Here is a 20,734-nt window from a genome sequence, read left to right on the forward strand (position 1 = left end):
TCATCCGCCGAGCGAGGGGATGGTGTTGTAAAGCGAGATGGCGAATTGGTTGAGCTTGCCCAGCATCCAGCCGCCCAACACCAGGAGAATGAGGGCGGCCGCCAGCAGTTTCGGCACGTAGCTTAACGTGATTTCCTGAATCTGCGTCGCCACCTGCACGACGCTAATCAAGAGCCCAACGATCATAGTCGCGCCCAAGAGCGGCGCGCCCACAATGAGCGCCGTCCACACCATTTCATGCAGGAAAAAGAGAGCCTGATCGGCGCTCATCCTCGCATCCCCCGACAACCGTGGCGCGAAGTGGATCGCTGGAGAAAAGCTGGGTCAATTTGCTTCGTGTCTGGGGTTGTTGGGTATATCGACACGCCCCTTTGGAGATTGAAGCGTTCTTTAATTACGCGAAGTCTGCACCCGAGGCGTGCATTGCTTCGGTCTTGGTGAAGAGCACGAGACGAACCTCGAAAATAATTTCGCCACTTCGCTAAACTCTGTCGAAAATCTCCTGACTCAGCTTCAGACGGGGTGCGTGTGAGCGCTGCTCCGTCGTGAGGCGGGGTGAGCTATGGTTTCGATCTTCACGGGGTTAGGCGCAGGGTTTGAGCGCGGCTCAGCGGCGACGCTTGGCGCGGGCGGCCTTTTGGGCGGCGCGGCGCTAGGGCGGGGCGGCGAGACCGCTTTCCTCAATGCCGCGACCGGCAATCTTGTGCTCCAACGTCAGGACGAATTCCTGGCCGGCCGCGGTCCCGACATTGGCGTCACGCGCACCTATAATAGCCTTGGCGCTACCGCCCATGACGACAATGGCGATCAATGGCGACAGAGTTCTGATCGTCGCGTCATCGCGACGGGCGCATTCAATGTCGGCGGCCACCAAGTCACGCGCATCTCGGCTGATGGCTCTGCCATCCTCTACACCTACGGCGCGTGGAGCGACGGCTCCTATTATCGCGCCACTGACGGCTCAGGCGCTTATGACAAGCTCCACTATGCTTCCAACGTCTGGACCTGGACCGATGGCGCAACCCAGATCAAGGAAACCTATGAAGACGCGGTCGCCGCCGACACTTGGCGCATCGCCAGTCAGTCAGATCCCGATCTCAACAGCGTTACGTTCACCTATGTTTCGGGCTCTGACAAAACCAAAAGCATCGTCACCTCTACGAATGGCGTTTCTGAAAGCATCGAATATCAATGGGGGGTGAGCGATGCGGATGATCGCATCTCGGCCATCGTCACCAAATACGACCACGATCTCGATACCGGCACAGCCCAGCTTGTTCGCACGCTGACGACGTACGCCTATGACGCCTATGATCGTCTGACCAGCGTCACCGTCGATATGACGCCGGACAACACGGGCGATTCATCGACCTACACGACCACCTACACCTATGTTGGCGCCACAAATCGCGTCGCCACGATTGGTCAGACCGACGGGTCGTTGCTTGAGATCCGCTATGATGCGAGCAATCGGGTCGAATGGCTTTTGCTCAAGGTCGACGGCACGACCGACGTTCGCACGACGAAGATCGAGTATCAGAGCGGCTACACTAATATCATTGTCTATCAGGGCCAGTACGATCCTTCATCGCCGCCCACGCCCACGCCGCGGACGGTGACGACCAGTCTCTATCACGATGCCAATGGCCAACTCACCAAAGTGGTGATGCCAGCGACCGAAACGTCTTCGGCCTCCGAGATCCTCTATTCCTATGACGGTCTTGGTAATCTCACCAAGGTCACCGATGCGTTGGGGGCGGAGACTGACTATACTTATGATGCGCGCGGCAATGTCGCGACCATCGAAGATGCGTTGGGCAACGTCACCACGCGCACCTACAATAGCGAAAATGCGCTCACTCTTGAGGCCTATACGGCGTCCACCGGAAGCTCGTCTGCGACGACGCTTTATACCCGTTACATCTATACCAGTGAAAATCATCTGCGCTATGTGATCAGTAGCGAAGGTCGCGTCACCGAATATCGCTATACGGCGCCTGGCGAGATCGAGGAAATCGTCACCTACCCTGAGCATAAATACACGGCCACGTCCGCTCCGACCATGCCGAGCGACACGGACATGGATACTTGGCGCAATGGGTTGAGTGGGCGCGAAAGCGCATCGATCACACGCTTCACCTATGATGCGCGCGGCAATGTGACCGCCAAGCTGCAATATAGCGTGGCCACATCAAGCGCCACGAGTGCGACGACGGACGGCTATTCGCAGCAATATCTCAGCTATGATCGCTCGGGGCGATTGCTCTCGTCGCGCTTGGCGCCCGATGCCTATGCCCAGACCTTTGTCTATGACGGGCTAGGTCGGGTCATTTTCTCGACCGATCTTGCGGGCGGCACGACCAGCATCGTCTTCAATGACGCCTCCACGACGACCGTGGTCACCACACGCGCCAGCTACAATGCCGGCACATCGAGTTGGCAGGCAAGCAGCGACAGTCTGGTCACGACCTCAATCTACAACAAGGCTGGCGAGTTGATCTCGCAAGCTGAAGCGGGGACCTTCACAACTGGCGCCGCCGCCTATCATTATTATGACAAGAACGGGCTCCTGCGCCGCACCGTCGACGCAACGGGACGCAAGACCTTCTATATTTACAATGATCGCGGGCAGCGCGTCGCCGACATCGCTCAGGACGGCCAGGTCGTCGCTTACAAATATGATGCGATGGGGCGTCTCATTGAGACGGCGCGTTACAATGTGGCGCTGAGCTCGCTGGTCGATCTTGATCTCACCAATGCCAAGGATGTGTCGTTTGGAAGGGGGCTCACGCGTCCAAGCCAAGACAGCACGCTTGTCGGCGGCGCCGATATGTGGAGCTGGACCACGTACAATGCGTTGGGGCAAGTGACGGCCACCATCCAAGGCGATGGCTCGGTTACTAAGTATGAGTATGACGCGGCCGGGCGTCTCATCAAGACACTGGGCTATTACAACAAGATCTCGGTCAGCGCCTATATGACGACGCCGCCAAGCACTGCGCCGTCAGTGACTGCGGACACCAATGGCCGTGATGTTGTGATCCGCAATTTCTATGATGGCGATGGTCGTTTGATCGGCGTGCTCAACGCCGAGGGTGGCTTAAGCCGCATCATCTACGATCATGCCGGCCGCAAGATCGCCGAGACAGCGTACGCCACTTTGACCAACGGCGCCGATCGCGCCAGCGGCACTTTCGCAACCCTGCTGAACGGCGTCGACGATTATCCCGCGACCGACGTGACGACGCGCTTTGTCTATGACGGTCAGGGCCTGTTGCGCTTTGCTGTCGATCCGCTGGGGCGCGTCACGGAATATATCTATCGCTCTGGCAGCGATCATTACGCCAACGGCGTCGTGCGCAAGGTCATTGTGTTTGACGACACGCCGTCGCTCTCGAGCTTCACCTATGCCGCGCTTGACGCGGCGGTGACGTCGCTGCGCTCGGACGCCGACAATCGCGTCAGCTTCAATGTCTATAATGAGCGTGGCCAGCTCGCCTATTCGATCAACGCCTTGGGCGCGGTCACCGGCTTTACCTATGACGCGGGTGGGCGGGTCATCCGCACCAATGCCTATGCTGTCGCCTATAATACAGCCTCGATCGGCAATGATTCCGCTTGGCTCGGCAATCTCAATAGCTGGGCTGCAATCACAGGCAACCAAGCGGGGATGCGGGTCACCCATTCCTATTACAATGAGCGCAACGAGCTGCGGTACACGATCGATGCGCTGAACTTCATCAACGGCTTCACCTATGATGCCGAAGGCCGGTTGCTGACGCAGACGCGTTACACCAACACGCTCTCGCCCTCGGGCGCCACCTTGTCGAGTATCGATGCGTACGCGAAGGGAACGGCTTTCACCACGAGCTTTGCCTATGACAATCTGGGCCGCATCTCTGAAGTGACGGACGCGACTTCGACAACGCGCACCAATTATTTCAACAACGGCGCCAAATCCCATGAGATCCGCGCTTATGGCCATGGCGATGAGGCCCAAACCTATTTTGAGTACGATCAAGCCGGCAAGTTGATCAAACGTGTCGACGCCTATGGCCAGGCGGAGGCGGCGACCACGCTCTATGCCTATGATGGGATCGGCAATCTGGCCACCGTCACCGATCCGCGCGGCAACGTGACGACCTACGCCTATGACAAGGCCGGTCGGGTCATCAAGATTACCGATCCATCATCGGCCGAAACCGATTATGTTTATGACGCGCTCGGACGCACGGTGAAGACGATCGATGCGCGCGATAAGGAGAGCTTCAGCTATTTCGATAAATTGGGGCGGATCGTCTTGGCCGTCGATGCGGCGGGCTACGCGGTCGAGACCCAATACAATGGCTTTGGCGAAGTATGGAAAATCATCGCGCGCGCCAATGTGACAAGTGGCGCTTCGACCACGACGCCGCCCACCATCACCGCCAATGCGTCCGAGGATGCGACCACCATCTTCACCTACGACAAACTTGGTCGCGCGCAGACGGCGACCGACGCCTTGGCGGGCGTGAAGACGTTTACTTTGAACGCGTTCGGCCAGCTGGTGAAGACGACTGATCCGCTGACTTATGCGTCTTACGTCTATTATGATGCGTTGGGACGGGTGCGGCTCTCGGTCGACGCGGAAGGCTATGTCACCGAGACGACCTATAACGCCCAAGGCCTTGTCTACACTGTGACGCGCCGGGCGCTCAAAGCGAGCAATGCCTATAGCGAAAGTGTCGAACCGATCGTCACCGCCGACCCGCTCGATGCAACAACGACCTATGCCTATGACGGCGCAGGCCGCGTGACGAGCGAGACCAATGCCTTGGGCGTTGTCACCTCGTACACTTACGACAAGCGTGGCAATATCACCCAGAAGGTCGAAAATGCGGGCAGCGCGGTCGCGGCCGAAAAGCGCACGACCCTCTACACCTACGACGACGCTGATCGGGTGAAGACCATCACCCACGATGCGCTCGCCGCCGCGCAATCCTCGACCGGATCGACGCTGACGCGGGTGGAAAGCTTTGTCTATGATCTTGCCGGCAATCTGATCGAGAAGGGCGACACCTCAGGCGCGCGCACGCTTTATTGGCACGATGCGCGGGGGCAGGTGAAATATGAACTCACCGCCACTGAGATCGACGGCGCCAACAAGAAGGGCGCGCTCACACGATACTATTACGACGCCAATGGCAATGTAACCGAGACACGCCGCTTTGGCGCTCTTGTGACGCTGCCTGCCAGTCCGGGGGGGACCGAGCCCACTGAACCCGGCGCCTATCGCGCCACCACCTACACTTATGACAATATGAATCGCGTTAAGACCAGCGTCGTCGTCGGCGTGCGCAATGCGGTCTATGTGGGTGGGGCGCTGAGCGTCGATGCGTCCAATGTCAATCTGACCACGACCTATGATTACGACGCCAACGGCAATGTCATTTTGGTGACGGCGCCAGATTTGACGAAAACCTATTCGTTCTACGACAAGCTTGGCCGCAAGACAGATCAGATCGATGCTGGCCTCTATCGGACGAAGTGGAGCTACGACGCCAATGGCAACGTGCTCTCCGAGCACCGCTACGCCAATGCCCAATCTTCAGCGCCCAGCACGCCCGGGGGCGCGCCCCCATTAGCGCCGACCGCGGACACCGCCAACGACCGGGTGACGAGCTTCACCTATGACAAATTGGGCCAACGTCTGTCAGAAACGCGCGCGGCCGTGCTCGTGCACAATGGCACGGGCGGTCAGACCTCGAGTTCTTCGGTTGTCACTTACACTTATAATGGACTGGGCGCGGTCACCTCTAAGACTGAGGCGATCGGCGAAAAGATCATTTATGAATATGATCGTATCGGCCGTCTGGTGCGCGAGAAGCGCACGCTCAGCGGTCAAACCCATCTCTACGCCGACGCGTTTGGCGTGAACGTCACGCCCACTGTAGATTATGCCTATAACGCGCTGAATGATCTCGCCACAGTCACGGTCGCGGGCTCGACCAAAGTGATCAGCGGCACGCCGACCACAACGGCGCAGAGCCGGGTGACAAGCTATGCGTACGCCGCGGGCGGCGTCCTTGTATCAAAGACCGACGCTGAAGGTTTCGTGCGTTCGTACGTGTATGACGCGGCAAGCCGGGTGGTGCGTGAGCAATACACACGCGTAAAGCCCAGCGGCAGCGCAGACGAAGCCATCGGCTACGATTACGACCTGGCCGGGCGCATCATTGCTCAAGGCGCTATGGTCAAGGTGAGCGGCGTCTACACGCGCAGCATCACGGTATCGGGCCTTGAGACCATCGATACTTCGGTCTCGCGTTACAACGCCTATGGCGAAGTCTCAGAGCGCGGCATCAACGGCGTTTACGCCGAGAAATTTGAGTATGACGCCGCCGGCAGATTGCTGCGCACCAATGCCGGCGATGGCGTCTGGAAATACTTCATGTACGACGCGGCCGGCAATCAGACTTTGATGATTGCCAGCGAAGGAACAGCGATCGGCGAGGGAGCGCTGGTGACGCTCGACGCAGTGCTCGATCTTTGGGGCGCCAATCGCGCCAACATCGCCACCAATTACGTGGACGGTGTTGTCGCAACGATTACAAAGTACGATGCCCGCAATCACGCGATTGAAGTGCGTGAGCCACAGCGCGAACTCAGCACCACGACAAAGGCGGATCTCGTCACGCAACGTGCGTTCAATGCGTTCGGCGAAACCGCCTATGAGATCAACGCCGCGGGCGCGCGGGTTGACTACACTTACAATACGATGGGCCGCGTCATCAAAATTCAGAGCCCGCTTGTCGCCGGTGTCGGCGAAAACGGACAATGGATCACGGGGTATGATCCCAGCACCTATGCGCCGCTTGCAACTTCAGCAACGGCCACGACTTTCCGTCCCGAGGAGCACCGCTATTACGATCTCTCAGGGCGCTTGGTCGCATCGCGCGACGGCAACGGCAAACTCACGCGTCTGACCTTGCTTGCAGGTACGGGCCATAGCGGCGCCCAAGCATTGGTGCGCGTCACCACGACGGCTGACGGCGCAACCGTCACGACCGAGTACGACATCCATGGCGATGCGCGGATAATCACCGATCAGATCAGTCGCGTGACGACGCAGACTTTCGATCGTGCGGGACGCGTCCTGCAGATCGCGCGGCCCGAGGGGCTGACAGAATCCTTCGCTTATGACGGCCTGGGTCAGCGGATCAAGCGCTGGAATAACCAATTGGGCGTCGGCAATGCGGAGGCATTTGTTTTCGACCAACAAGGGCGCGTCATTCAAACGACAGACGCTGGCGGCTATGTCACCAGCATCGTCCATGGTTGGAATAGCGCTGCGGTCACGCAAGGTATGGGCGCGTTCGGCGGTTGGACACGCACGACAACCTACGCCAACAGCAAGACCGTGACGGAGACGTCCGATATGTTCGGGCGCGATGTCCAGAAGTTCGACATGTCGTTGCGCCAGACTGATTTCATTTACGACAAGGCGGGGCGCGTGACGAAACGGGATGCGACGCATCCCTCGGGCGTCACGGGCATCTATCAGGACATCGAAACGCTCTATTACAACACTGGGCGGATGCGTTCGCTGTTCTGGTTCAATGGCAATGCCCAGCAATCGACGCGTCGTGCGCAGGACTATACCTACGACGTCTCCGGCAATGTGACGACCGAGAAGCACTATGACCATGTGCTGGAAGATTATTGGACAGAGGCCTGGGTCGATTACAGCGATCCTTGGGAGCCGATCTGGCATGATCCCGAGCACATCGTCACGGATGTCACCATCGATTGGATGAACGCGTCGGCGAGCTATGATTTGATGGGTCGCATGACGAGCTGGACGGAGGCGGGCACACCGTACAAGCCTTACGCCACCATCTCTTATCTCTATGACGCCAATAGCAATATCCGCAATTCCAACGCGACCTTCAAAACCGTCGACCAGAATGGCGTGGCCTCGAGCGGCACGACCAATCAGAATTATTGGTATCGCTATGACGCGCTCAATCGCGTCGTACTTCAGAAGGGGACATTGTCCGGGGGCGCTATCGTGCGCGGGACCGGAGGCGTCGATCTCTCTTACGACTATGCCGGTCAGCGCGTGCAGGTGATCAACAGCGCCGGTACCGAGACTTATACCTATGATCTCGGCGGGCGTTTGGAGCAGACCAATGTCGGGGGCGTGCGACGCGGCGTCTTCAGCTACGACTTGATGGGACGTGTGACCGGCCAGATCGATTATGAGGCCAACGGTACGACGGTCGCCTATAGTCGCAGCGTCACCTACAACGCCAGCAACCAGGTCACCACTGACACGACAAACACAAAGCGCGGCTCAACGGTTTATGGCGCCGTCACGACCTACACCTATGGCGTGGGAACGGCCTACGCTTTGGGCTCGCCGCTGACTGTGTCGACGGCGAATTATCAAAATAGTTCTTATCAAAACACGTCCACGACGACGAACACCTATGAATATTGGGACGGGGCTGTGCTCAAGCTGTCGAGCTACAAGCCCATCTCGACAGGGTCGACGACAAATACGGCGAGCCACACCTATACCAATTATGGCGGCCAAGCCGCGCGGTTGGAATCCGTCTCCATCGCAGATGGACGGCCGCGTACCGTGGCGTTCCGCAACGATTTGCATGGTCAAGTAAACTGGCGTCGCGAGAGCGACCAGCTCTCCAATCAAGGCGATCCCCATGAGCATTGGCATCGCTTTGCCGGCAAGCTCATGGGCTACACCGGTAATAACGGCACCAACGACAAGGATTATGCGGCCTCGATCGCTGATCGCACGGCGACGCAAGGGTCGGGCGCGTTCCGCAATGGCGCGACCACGCACACAGTGCATTCAGACTTCGACCAGTCGCTCGCGCCCATCAACTCGTTCTATGCGGGCGGCGCCAGTGTCTACACCGTGCGCCAAGGCGACACGCTCGAAAGCATCGCCGCCAGTGTCTGGGGCGATTCTTCGCTCTGGTATCATTTGGCCGAGGCCAATGGGCTGGCGGGTTCAACGGCGCTGACGGACGGGCAGACGCTTGTCATTCCAGCTGGGGTGATGAAGTCGACGCATAACGCAAAGACCTTCACGCCATACGATCCCGCCGACATTCGCGGCAACACTTCGCCGACCACGCCGCATCCCGCCAAAAAGGGAAAATGCGGGGGCGTTGGGCAAATCATTCTTGTTGCGATCGCGGTGGTCGTGGCGATTTGGACTGCCGGAGCGGCGGCGGGAGCCATGGGCGCGGCGGCTAACGGCACGTCAATATTAGCGGGCGCCATGAATGGCGGTGCAGCCGCGTTTACAGGCGGACTCGGTACCGCGGTTATAGCCGGCGGCGGGGCGGGGACCACACTCACCGCAACCGGAACTTTTATCGCCGGCGCCATTGGTGGAGCGGGCGGTTCTATCGTTACGCAGGGCATTGGTGTGGCCACGGGCATTCAGGAAAAGTTTTCTTGGAATGCAGTGGCGCTTGCAGCTCTATCTGGCGGCTTTGGAGCTGGCGGCGCTCAGTCTCAAAATTGGGTGCAAGCCGCGGCAAAGGCGGTCTCCACGAACGTCAGCACCCAACTCATCGGAACGGCGCTCGGTCTGCAGAAGGAGTTCTCGTGGGCCGGGGTCGCCGCCGCCGGCGTGGCGGCTGGCGTCGGGCACGCGGTGGGACGTTCGCTGCCAGGCGCGGCGGTCGGCGGAAATCGCGCGACTTGGTACAACAACGCAGCATCTGGAACGGCGTCGGCGATAGCTTCAGGCGCGGTGCGGTCACTGATCGAGGGGTCTAATTTCGGCGACAACGTCATGGCCGCGTTGCCGGATGTGATCGGTCAAACCATCGGCGAGGCGATAGCTGGCAGTATGACGGGACGAGGCGCCAGTAGGACTGGCGCACCCAACACAAACAAAACACCTCAGACAGCTGAGCAGGTGAAAGCCGTCGCGACATACGGCCTTGCTAAGGCGTCGAAGACCGTCGCTCCAATTCCAGATGACTATCCGATCAAGGAGGAGCCCGAGATCGTTGTAACCGCGCCGATTAAGCGAGGGTCTGAGTTCTATACTTACCAAGCGCCGCGATCTGCGATTTGGACCTACTTGGAGACCGCTAGACCGGATCGTTTGCCTACCTACGAAGAGTTAGCGAACGCTTCCAGTGGTGGTTACTGCCCTCCAACTCAACGACCCAATTACGAGCAGGAGATGCGCCGCCAACAAATGGCGCAAGAGGCAATCGATCTGCAACTCGGGCCGATGGATCCAACCGGCCCCAGTCAGATTGAAGCGGCGGGGCAGGGGCTTTTGGAGATGACTGGCCTTCCCAGTATCCGGCGTAGCGCTAGGGCCTTTGCGTCAGGAGATCCCGGACTTGGTGTTGTCGAGGGCGCCTTTGGTCTTGCGGGCGTCTTCGGCATGAAGGGAATGGTCACTGGCCGTGGAGGAGTGCCGGTTCGGCAGGAACTTGTAGATATCACCACACCAAATGCGGGCCCTGCGCTAGCAATTGCAGAAGCAAATGCGTTGGGAGGAATCAATCCTCGCCTGACGCAGAGGCTAGAGGCGTGGCGAGCTTATCAAGCTCGAGGAGGTTCACTGGACCTTCGAGGGTGGGTAAAGCAGACTCAGGGTGTGTCTTGGGGAACAGGCGCCAGAAGTGGATACGCCGACTGGATTACAAGTCTTGAGTCGACACATGGAAACTCCGCGCTGTCCAATCGGCCCGCGTATCTTTATCAACTATACAGCGACGAGGGAGGGTTTCTAAAGTGGGGTATTAGTCAGAATCCCGGCAGTCGATACAGTTCAGGTTTCATGGCTGATAAGCAAATCTTCGAATACGCGTCTGGGAGTCGTGCCGACATGTTACGTCTGGAGCGAAGCTTGGTCGAAACGCAACCTGGTCCATTGAACTTTGAGCCTTGGGCCGGCGCTAGAGGGCGGCAATGATCTCTATTGGAGCAGTCTACCGTGGCCCCGAGCTAAAGGGAGCACCGATCAACAGGGTGCTTATGGATGTCAGTGCAGCGATCAAGGGCCTTCGCGGTCCTCTGCAGGAAGCTGAGGCTCCGTGGTTGAACGCGGTATTTGTTGTTCCAGGCTCGCTTGGAGCAACCGGATTTCGAGGACTGGAGTTCGGAGAATTTAGCCCAACGAGCAAAGGGCTTGTCGTGCGAATTGCTGTTCCGTCCGAAGTGGCGGGAAGCAACGATCCGCGGCAGTATGTTGTTGATACGCTGCATGGCGCAAACGCGATGGCGTTCGAGTTCTTTCGACAAGCGGGGGAAGATTTTGACTTGCCGGAAGCTGAGAGGTTGGTGCGTGCTGTCGCCGATAGGTTGAGAATATTCCGCGTCGTCGATTGATCGCGGAATGATTCATTTCGCGCTGATGTAATCGGGCAAACCATCGGGGAAGCTGTTGCGGGTCAGATCGCGGGGAACGGCGGCGGAAGATCGATCTTCGGCAAGATCGGCGATGGGCTGCGAGCGGCTGGTGGTTGGCTCGGCTTCGACGGCGACTTCGGTTACGACGGCGTCGGCGGCCCGGACGGAAACGGACGGAACCTCTCGCTCGCGGGATTGGGCGACGCCTTTGAGGATGTGCTCGGCGTCCGCCAACAAGCGCCGGTGCCCGGGCCTATAGCTGACACGATAACCGCGCTCTACGGCGAAGGCTGGATATATGGCGAGAGCGCGCCGGGCGATGCATCGCTCTTGCTGATCCAGGGCGGGGGAAATCGTCCCGGCGGCCGACCTGGGATTGGCCATAACGGCGGTCCCCCGATGGGCCCGACCTCTTTGCAGCAAGTTTTCCCTGGGCTTCAAAGCGCGCCCGCAGGTGCAATACTAGCACCTGTCCCTTCCGAAAACCTCATTTCGGCGGGCCGCGGCTGTAGCGCCGATGCAAACCGCCCAGGACGCGGCGTGAAACGATGCCTCCGCGGGGCTCGACGGGCCGCGTCAGCGGCGAATCCTTGCCTAAAGTAAGGTGGGTGCGGTCGAAATTGTAATAATCGGCATAGTCGCGCAGCACGCGGCGCAGATGCGCCGCATTGAGGATGATGTGGTGATCGAGGCACTCGCGCCGGATCGAGCCGATTAGCCGCTCGACATGGCCGTTCTGCCAGGGGGAACGCGGTTGGGTTGGGTGATCGCGTACGCCGATGGCGCGGAGCTGACGGCGGAAGACAGCGCCATAGAGGCGGTCATTGTCACGCACCAGGATCGGGGCTTCAATCGAGGCATTGCCTAGCGCGCACGCGATCTCACAAGCCAGCCAGTACGCGTTCGCCCGGGGCGTCACTTCGACGTGCAAGATGCGTCGGCGCTCGTGTCCAAGCACGACGAAGGCGTAGAGCGTATCGAAACCGAGGGTGCGCACAGTCAGCATATCGATGCCGACAATGTGCTTGGCGTGGGTTGTGAGAAACGTGCGCCAGCTTTGCGACGGGTGCCTAGCCCGGGGCGGCATATATTTGGACACGGTGGATTGGGCGAGCGTGAAGCCAAGCTTCAGCAATTCGCCATGGATGCGCGGGGAGCCCCAGAGCGGGTTCTCCCGCGCCATACGGCGGATGAGGGCGATCAGTTCAGGACTGATCCGCGGGCGTCCGCCGCGGCGCTCTGATATCATGCGCCACCAGGCGCGATAGAGCGCGTCGTGCCAGGCGATCAGCCGTCGCGGTGAGCACCAGCAGGCGACCCAACCCAACACAAAACCCAAGGCCAGCGACCAATCCACATGAGCTTAATCGGCCGGATTGTTCGAAAGTTTAGCCATGGCAGAGCCTAGCTCGGCCCACCGTCGCCAAGTATGTCCAAGAATCCCTGAAACCTGATCTCGGCCTTGGCGGTGGCGTCTGGATCGCTGTCATCGAGCGGTCCGGCATATTCAAACCAGACCCTCTGGTTTGCGGCCGCTGTTATGACGCGCGTCGCGCTGCGTTCAATTCACGACAGGAACGTGCGCTCCTTCGCATGCTCGGTGCCGGACCTGAAGGCTTTGTGGGCGGCCTAAGCGCGAAGAATTATATGACCATCACCGACGCGGCGACGGCCACGGCGACGCGCGATCTTGCGGCGCTCGCTGAGATGGGCGCGCTCACACGCACCGGTGCGCTGAATTCGACACGCTATCCTTAGCGGTGGAGCTGCGACCCGTAGAGCGCGTGACGATCGACATGATCTAAGCGACCCCACCTGGGCTTTGTGTCTGTTGCGCGGTTACGATGATTGGCGCCTTCGCTCATCAATCCACTTGTCGAGGTCAATCGGATCATAGCGCACAGAACGGTCGGTAGATTTCACGAATGGCGGCCCCTTGCCCTTCATGCGCATCTTGTCGAGCGTCGATTTTGATAATCCAAGGCGCGCTGCAGCGCGCCGTACATCCAGAAGTGCGTTCGGCGGTGGCGCAATGGGCGCCGAAAGAGCGGGAATTGCTGGGGTCTCTTTGGCGACCGTCTTGGACGATCGCGCTTTCCTTTTCGCCTTTCGGCCTGAGTTTGGATTCGAACCAAACAGCTCCAATTGAGGCAAGGAACGGTCGGGCTTGGAATTCACGGCCGATAAGGACCCAAGATGATGTCTTGGCTCACGAGCACACGAACGCGTGCGCCAGCGCGAATGCGCAGAGTGGGGCGCACATCAAGTTCGCGATCAACTAGACGCCCGCCCACGCGTGCAGCTTCTTGTGCGGACGCGTCGCCGACGCTTGCGCTGACGCGATCCTCGTCATCGCTTTCGGCCTCATTGGCGGCGACGCTCAAGACGCCAGATAAGATCGAGGCAAAGGCGATGCGACCAAGATGTGCGTCGGCCTGGCCGCTTAAGCCTGCGGTCCCGGCGGCATCCGTGCCGGGCATGTCTTCAAGCGAGATGCTCCAGCCGTTGGGCATGATGAGCCTGCGCCACGTGACGCGAAGACGTTGGTCGCCATAGCGCGTGTCGGCATCATAGGCGCCGATCAGACGTGCGCCCTGCGGAATGAGCAAATGATTGCCGGTGACGCTGTCGAAAACGTTCTCGCTCACTTGCGCGATGACGCGGCCGGGTTGATCTGAATTCAAAGCCGTGAGCAGGGCCGCCGAGATAGTGGAGCCAGCTTGAAGTGTGAACCTCGATTGCGGCGGCCTGTACCCGCTTTGCAGCACGGCGCTATCTTCGGTCGAAACTGAGCGTGTGTTTGACCGTGTGCGCGAAAAGAGAAGTCCGGAGATGCGCGCGCTTTCTGCGTCGGCAAGGTCTGGCGACTGCGATTGGGCCGGCGCAGATGCGGCGTTCCCAGCGCCTGGGGCCGGCGCATTTTCATTTGCTTCTGAAGCGCCGCCCGGCGGTCCTTGATCGCCCCAGAAATAATCGCGCTCTGGATCAATCGGCGGCGCCAAAGTGTTGGCGTCATAGGTGTCAGGCGCCTCGCGTATGGCTTCAGGCGGCGAGATGTTGGCTTGGCTTTGCTGGCTTTCAGTCTCGGCGCGCCGTTCGCGTTCGGGGCGCGAGAGGCCTTGGAGCAGCGCCAACGCTATGGCGCTTCCAAGTAGAAGCGCGCCACCCATCAGCAATTTGCGCGAGAGACGGCGCGGCTTAGGCGCCGAAGCGCGGATTGAGATCGTCGGCGGAATGTGGGGCTTCGGACGGATCGGGACTTCGTCGTCCGACGCGCCCGTTGTTGAATTGGTCATCGACGTCTCCGGGGCGTGGTCGGCGGATGTGTTGACGCGCCGTTGCGGGTGATGCGCACGATGGTGGGGCGCTCGCCGCCAAGCCGAAGTTCAGCAGCATCGAACAAGCGATCAATCACGTAGCGATTGGAGATCGTCCGGTAATTGACCAAAGCAGGCTCGCCGCCATCGAGCACGAAGAGAGGCGGTGCTTCAGTTGTTGCCAGTTCGGGCGGAAACTCGATGTAGGTGCGCTGTCCGTCGTCATAGACGCTGCGCGGCAGCCAGCGCGGGCTTGGTCCACGCGCCACGCGAATGCGATAGCCTGTGTTGATCGCAGTGGGATCAGCATATCCCTCGGCAAGGCTCGCTGGATCAGCGGCAGCGTAGCGCCAAGCGGTGCGCGCCGAATAGGTTTGGCCAGCGACCGCGATCGCTTCCAGCGAATAGACTCGTCTGTCTGTCACAACGAGAATGTTGGTGCGCACGCCCCCGCGAAGCGGCTTCACCAGGATGAGCGGACGGGTCTCGCCCTCATGGCCGCTAGAGGCTTCTTCGACCATCCAGCGCGTCGTATCGCCTGCGGCGATCGAAGTGATGGTTTCACCGGGCTCTAGCAGCACAGCCGAGATGAAGCCGGGTGCGGCATAAATCTCATAGAGCGCGCCGTCGGCGAAGTCGTAGATTTGCGTGGCGTCGATGAAGTTGGCGGGATCTGGACGGCGTCGCGCTTCTGCATTGGCTTCGGCGAGTGAGTTTAGCGGCGACGTCGCCCGATTGGTCTGCGCACGTGTTCCGGGCGCGAACACAAACGCGAGGACAAAGGCAATAGCTGAGGTCGTGAGCGCGCAGCGTCTCATGGCGTGCCCCGCGGATAAGTCGCCGCCGGCGTCTCCGGTGAGATCGAGAATTCCGTGATGAAGAGACCCAGCGGATTGTGCATGAGCGCATCGGCATTACGTGGCTGGTCAAAGCGGATGGTGAAAAGCCCGGTGAAACTCTGATTGGTGCGCGCATCTGCGCCATGTGTGGCTTCGATCCAGCTCGCTGCCATAAATGGCCGAGGCGCTGTCCGGCAGCACTTCAATGCGCTCAATCGCACTCGCGGGAATGGAGCTGATGTCGGTGAAATTGCCGCGTAAACCCATCACGGGCTGGCGCCGGCCGTTGACGAGCGTGAGCGTGGCGTCAGCGCCCAAGCCGCGCAGATTGACGCCAGAGCCGCCGCCGATATTGCCATTCTGAAACGAGACGTGTTGGGCAAAGCCGCCGCCGAAATTCTGCGGCAGCGTGCGCATCAACTCTTCGCTGGTCGCAAGCCCGCTCTCTTCGATGGCGACGTGGTCCAGCGTCACCACATGGGAGCCAATGGGGCCGGCGCCGCGGATGCGAGTGCCAGTGACGACAAGGTCATCGCCGTCGATTGGATCCAATGCGGCGGGCGCGGGACGGTTCGGCGCCGTCGTCGACGCCGGCGCGTCGGTTGGGATCAGCCGGGCCTCGCCCTGGGGGCGGGAAGGATATTCCAGGCGCACGACGCCGTCGGCGCCCACGTTGGCGCTGATATCGGCGCCAGAGAGGAGAATGCGCAGCGCATCCGCGCGCGTGTGCGCGCCGACAAGCGCCGGCGCGCGTACGCCTGAAACTTCATCATAGGCAAACAAGACTTCGACGCCGGATTGTTGCGCGAAGGCCAGAAGGGCGGCCGGCAGCGGTTGGGCGGGAATGTTATAGCTGACAGGCCGCTCGGATGTATTCGACGTTTGGGCGTCAGCATGCGCCGCCATGGGAAGCGCGCTCGTTGAGGTCAAAAGTGCAGCGATGAGGCGTGCGCGAAACGAAGAGCGTAATGGCGCAGATGGCATAGATTCCCCTCCAGCGATCTTCGTTGAGTGGGATCGCTAGAGGTAAGACGAACCAAATGTGCAAAGTACGGTGCGCGAGAGATGTCTTTTATGGCGCAGCGCCAATATCGAACGTCGAAGGCAAACGCGTTTCCTTCAATCGCGCAGCGTAGCGCTGGCCGATGAGGTGCAGATTGCCAAGATTTGGCTTCTTGCAATTGTCCATACGCTCAAGATCTTCAAGCTCCGCCTCGTTGAGGAAGAGGCCAAGGTCTTTTTGTTGCGTTTCGCCGTCGAGCGGCGCGTCCACGCGCTCGAAATGCAAGAGCGGCTTCCCAGCAATATTGGTGTCGGCCAAACCGGACACTTCGCCGTTGAGGATGAAGGGCTCGGTTGAATAAGACAGCGCCTGCATCGTCATCAAAGCTTGGAAGGACGATTGGTGGATCAAACCCGTTAGCGCATCGCTCGCCTGAAACCCAACGATCTTGCCCGCGAAGTCCGCTTGATCCCTCAAATAGCGTTTGTAGCCGGTGCCGACGCTTAACATGAAAAGCTCATCAACGCCGGCTTTCCAACCGAGCTTATATTCTGCGCCAAGTACGTAGATGAGCGTGGCTAAGGACGGATTGTTGAGCCCGCTCATTGCGCCGTCGAGAAAGAGCCCGGTCTGAGCGTTGCCAATCGGTAGAATGATCGGATCAAAATAGGTGGGGGCGGCCGCACTCGCCCGCACCAAATGCCTGATGGGGCGGGTGGAATCGTGCCTCCAATATTTGCCCTCCTTATTGTTGCACAAGATCCACGCCGAGCCATTGTCCATGCGATGGCACGTGATCAACAAGCCCGTGCGCAGGCCGTGACCGCCGAGCGTCGTCTCGTGTAGGGCGTCCTTCAATTCCGCGTCGAATGGGCCCGCTTCATATTTGGCCTGGAGCACAGGGGCGCCCGCCCGCGGCTTGGAGAAGATGAGGGGGCCCAGCTCCTCATAGGCTGCGCGCACCTCTTTCATGGTTTTCCCAAGCGCCAGCAGCGCGGCGATTATTGAACCTGTCGATGTCCCCGCGATGAGGTCGAAATAGTCGGAGAGCACGAAGGTTGGCTGTTTCTCGGCAGGTTGACGCGCGCGCAGGATCGCTTCGACCCGCTCAAGCACGGCCACGCTCAAGAGCCCGCGTATGCCCCCGCCGTCGAGGCACAGCACGCGCTTGCGTCCTTCCGAGAAAAGATGCCGGTCGACTTCCTTGCCCATTCCCGCCTCCACTACCGCAGGTTATAATGGCTGCGTGAGCGGGTCATCCTTAAATCCATCTCCAGGACGCGCCCCCTCAGGGGAGCGCGGCGCGACAGAAGCCGAGCGCCTTGTCTTTCTTTCCTATCACAAGCCCAATCACGCCATTGCGGCCGCACTGGCCGAAGCGTTCGATCGTCGTCGCGCGGAAGAGGGGCTCGATGTCGCGCTCTGGTTCGACGCAGACCTGGCGGGCGGCGATCGATGGCCATCGATCGTTGAGTCGAGGCTGCGTGCCGCAGACATCATTCTATTCTTGGTCACGGACGCTTCCGTTAACGCCACTTATATGTGGCATGACGAACTTGCCATCGCGCGCGAGCGCATGCGCCAAGGTGTCCGTGTTATCCCCTTGCGCTTCAGCAACGTAAGCGTCCCCATCTATCGGGATGCCGAGACCCGTCACCTCCATCGGCTCCCCGATAAGACCGTAGGCGAATTGGGTGAGGCGGCATGGATAGAAGCTGTTCTAGATGGAGTCTTCAACTCGATCATCGCCAGCTTGCGCCAGCATCCCGCCCCCTCGGGCATGCTCGTAGAAGCGATCGCACATGCGCGCCAGCTCGCGGATGAACTCGCGCTGAGCGTTAGCGGTGTTGAGCACGCGACCTTTGGCAATTTGAGCGGTGGGGAGTTGGCGGCTTGCGTGACTGGCTCGTCTTTGGCGTTGCGCCTTTCCGATCCTCGTCACATGGCGCGAGACCTTGAGGCTTGGCGCAGACGTTTGGCGCCAGCGCGGGTCAAGCTCTCGCGGGCGCTTCCAGCGCTCTCCAATCAGGTACGCGACTTCATACACGCCGTAGAGGAGTTGCAGACTTGGGCTAGCGAAGAACAGCCCCAATCGCCGTTGCAGGGAGTGCAGGCGCCCGCCTTTGTCTCCGCCGAAGCCGAACCCTTATTGCTGGCCCAGACCCAGGCGCGGATCGCCTCCACGGACCAAACCCTCAATGCGCTGCGCGCCAATGCGGACACGCCCGTGCGCGCGCTGATCGAGGATCTTGCCGATCACGCTCGACCATTTCTGCAAGAGGCAAGCCTCCATCTCACCATGCCCAGTGTCGATGTCTCCGCGATCGAAGAGAACATCGCGGGCTTTCAGGTCAGCCAGCAGAGCTACGCCGCCACCAAAAGCCTCGCAGGCGTGAACGATAATGCTGCGCTCGATGACGATCTTGACCGAAACACGCGTGCGCTGAGTGGCGATATCGCGCGTTTGCGCAAGCTTGCTCAAGGAGACGAGAGTGGAGACCCGGCGGGGTTACAAAGCAAAATTGTTACCATCGCCGATCTGCTCAAACGCAATTTGGGCCTCAAAGTGCCCCGCTACCAGCGCCCCTTCACCTGGAGCGAACGGGAGGTCGTGCAGCTTATAGAAGATATGCGGCGCACGATGCGTGAAGACCGGCTCTTGTATTTTCTGGGCCAGATGATGCTGGTCGAACAATCATCTGGCGCGCCGGAGCTTACAGACGGGCAGCAACGGCTTGTTACTTTGAGCATGCTCTTTGCCGCTATCCGCGACCGAATGCTGGAGGGGGGTGACCATGTTCAGAGCTTTCTCATAGGAGAGGAGGGGAGGCCGCGGCTGCACTTGCGCGACGGAGACGCCGCGTTCTTTCGCGCATTTGTCCTGGAGCCCGGTCATTTTCATGCGCTCGTCGCGCATCGCTCCACAGGTGTGGCGTCATTGGACGCAATGATCGAGGCTGCACGTGCAATCGACGATGCTTTGGCGCCTCTCAGTCAAGCTGAGTACGCCGAACTCGCAAACTTCATCTCTCAGCGGTGTCAGGTAAATTTGGTCTATGCGACCGACAACAAATTGATGTTGTCGGTGTTCGAGAATTTGAACCAACGGGGCGCGCGCCTCTCGGCAGCCGACATTATCAAGAGCGACCTCATTGAGAATTCTGAATTCTCCCAAGACGACGCCAACCTCGCCGCGAAGCTATGGGCGATCGCTGAGACAAGGTTGAGCCGCGAAGACTTCGCCAAGTTGTTGTTCTTGAGCCCAACGCTGATGGGAGCGAACGCACTTTCCACGCCCCATGACACGCATGGCTTCCGACGAGCCGTTGAGCAGGCATGCGGAATAAGGGAGTTTCTGTTTGATCGATTGCCGCGGTTCGCGGAGGCGGCAGGTGAACTCATGTCTCTCGGCGTGGACGCGAAGGAACACACAGACGAAGTCCGACGCCGCCTGTTTTTGATGCATCAATTGGAAACTTGGGATTGGTTTCCGAGCGCAGTTGCATTTTTGGCTGAGCGCCCGGACCCCCAGAAGGTGCGAGACTTCTTCTGCGCGCTGGAACTCTTCGCATTTGCCGGAGAACTCATGGCCATAGATTTCCGCACTTTGGCTGAGCGCTATCGTCGCGCCTTGCGTCAATTGGCAGTCGCTAATGCCGATGCAGCGTTGGCCGAGATCCGCCTGCGACCCGAAGAGATTATGAAACTGGCGGCGACATTGAACCGCTCGCGTAAGCGTGATCGCCAACGGCGTCTCATGTTGCTGCGCGTGGAAGCAGCACTCCCCGGCGGGGCGCTCTTATCCCTCGCGGACGATATTTCGGTGGAGCACATTTTGCCCAAGAGCGCCTCCTTCGTCTGGGCAAGATCGTTTCCGGACGCCGCGAAACGCGCTGAATTGTGTGATCTTCTGGGAAATCTCACGCTTGTCTCCACCCAGCAAGCGCAGCAAACCGAGACCAAGCCTTATGCAGAGAAACTGAAAGTTCTTTTTGACCGACGCTGGCCCGCGCTTGCCCTGACAAGAGATCTTGAGGGGATCGAAGCGTGGACAGAGGACGCGATCGAGACGCGCCAAGAACGCTTGGTCCATGCGCTCCTGCACGATTGGGGAATTGCGCAACCTCAGGCGCCACCCGCAGACGCCGCTGTCTAACCCATGGCGCGGCTGGAACCGAACC

At 59.7% G+C, this 20,734-nt stretch carries 13 protein-coding genes and 1 pseudogene; 4 read left to right on the forward strand and 10 right to left on the reverse strand.

Annotation, left to right across the window (positions count from 1 at the left end; all coding sequences use genetic code 11):
• Positions 1–270 carry a flagellar biosynthetic protein FliQ gene (locus EPJ54_RS15600; protein WP_135212654.1) on the reverse strand — a complete coding sequence of 90 codons (270 nt, stop codon included), beginning with the start codon at positions 268–270 and terminating at the stop codon, positions 1–3.
• A 292-nt stretch (positions 271–562) separates the two neighbouring features.
• Here EPJ54_RS15600 and EPJ54_RS15605 point away from each other — a divergent pair, with 292 nt between their 5' ends.
• Positions 563–10,957, forward strand: a complete 10,395-nt coding sequence (locus tag EPJ54_RS15605; protein WP_135212655.1) for a LysM peptidoglycan-binding domain-containing protein — start codon at positions 563–565, stop codon at positions 10,955–10,957.
• Positions 10,954–11,373 carry a hypothetical protein gene (locus tag EPJ54_RS15610; RefSeq protein ID WP_135212656.1) on the forward strand — a complete coding sequence of 140 codons (420 nt, stop codon included), beginning with the start codon at positions 10,954–10,956 and terminating at the stop codon, positions 11,371–11,373. Before EPJ54_RS15605 ends, EPJ54_RS15610 begins: the two co-directional genes overlap by 4 nt.
• Positions 11,374–11,385: 12 nt before the next feature.
• Here EPJ54_RS15610 and EPJ54_RS19905 read toward each other — a convergent pair whose 3' ends face one another.
• The 8 genes from EPJ54_RS19905 to EPJ54_RS15655 form a co-directional block, all read right to left on the reverse strand.
• Positions 11,386–11,778 (reverse strand): hypothetical protein, encoded by a 393-nt coding sequence (locus EPJ54_RS19905; RefSeq protein ID WP_167755766.1) that lies wholly within the window; start codon positions 11,776–11,778, stop codon positions 11,386–11,388.
• A 103-nt stretch (positions 11,779–11,881) separates the two neighbouring features.
• Complete coding sequence (locus EPJ54_RS15620) at positions 11,882–12,751, reverse strand: integrase core domain-containing protein (protein WP_135212658.1); 870 nt, start codon at positions 12,749–12,751, stop codon at positions 11,882–11,884.
• Positions 12,752–13,233: 482 nt separating this feature from the next.
• Positions 13,234–13,572 (reverse strand): helix-turn-helix transcriptional regulator, encoded by a 339-nt coding sequence (locus tag EPJ54_RS15630; RefSeq protein WP_135212659.1) that lies wholly within the window; start codon positions 13,570–13,572, stop codon positions 13,234–13,236.
• Positions 13,569–14,690, reverse strand: a complete 1,122-nt coding sequence (locus EPJ54_RS15635) for a TraB/TrbI/VirB10 family type IV secretion system protein (protein ID WP_135212660.1) — start codon at positions 14,688–14,690, stop codon at positions 13,569–13,571. The genes EPJ54_RS15630 and EPJ54_RS15635 overlap by 4 nt, the downstream gene beginning before the upstream one ends.
• On the reverse strand, positions 14,687–15,529 hold the full coding sequence (locus EPJ54_RS15640; RefSeq protein ID WP_135212661.1) for a TrbG/VirB9 family P-type conjugative transfer protein: 843 nt from the start codon (positions 15,527–15,529) through the stop codon (positions 14,687–14,689). Before EPJ54_RS15640 ends, EPJ54_RS15635 begins: the two co-directional genes overlap by 4 nt.
• Positions 15,526–15,723 (reverse strand): VirB8/TrbF family protein, encoded by a 198-nt coding sequence (locus EPJ54_RS20450; protein ID WP_135212662.1) that lies wholly within the window; start codon positions 15,721–15,723, stop codon positions 15,526–15,528. The genes EPJ54_RS15640 and EPJ54_RS20450 overlap by 4 nt, the downstream gene beginning before the upstream one ends.
• On the reverse strand, positions 15,638–16,456 hold the full coding sequence (locus EPJ54_RS15650; RefSeq protein WP_167755767.1) for a TonB-dependent receptor plug domain-containing protein: 819 nt from the start codon (positions 16,454–16,456) through the stop codon (positions 15,638–15,640). Before EPJ54_RS15650 ends, EPJ54_RS20450 begins: the two co-directional genes overlap by 86 nt.
• A 166-nt stretch (positions 16,457–16,622) precedes the next feature.
• A complete protein-coding gene (locus EPJ54_RS15655) occupies positions 16,623–17,765 on the reverse strand; it encodes a patatin-like phospholipase family protein (protein ID WP_135212664.1) in 1,143 nt (380 codons plus the stop codon).
• Between EPJ54_RS15655 and EPJ54_RS20455 the strand changes: the two are divergent.
• Positions 17,692–18,171: pseudogene (locus EPJ54_RS20455) on the forward strand (toll/interleukin-1 receptor domain-containing protein); the annotation flags it as partial. The gene EPJ54_RS15655 and the pseudogene EPJ54_RS20455 overlap by 74 nt on opposite strands.
• Before the next feature lie 528 nt (positions 18,172–18,699).
• Here EPJ54_RS20455 and EPJ54_RS20120 read toward each other — a convergent pair.
• Complete coding sequence (locus EPJ54_RS20120) at positions 18,700–19,035, reverse strand: hypothetical protein (protein ID WP_239590964.1); 336 nt, start codon at positions 19,033–19,035, stop codon at positions 18,700–18,702.
• Between EPJ54_RS20120 and EPJ54_RS20125 the strand changes: the two genes are divergently transcribed.
• Positions 19,018–20,709, forward strand: coding sequence for a DUF262 domain-containing protein (locus EPJ54_RS20125; protein ID WP_239590965.1), 1,692 nt, complete (start codon positions 19,018–19,020; stop codon positions 20,707–20,709). The genes EPJ54_RS20120 and EPJ54_RS20125 overlap by 18 nt on opposite strands.
• Positions 20,710–20,734 lie beyond the last annotated feature (25 nt).

Source organism: Vitreimonas flagellata (assembly GCF_004634425.1).
Classification (GTDB): domain Bacteria; phylum Pseudomonadota; class Alphaproteobacteria; order Caulobacterales; family Aquidulcibacteraceae; genus Vitreimonas; species Vitreimonas flagellata.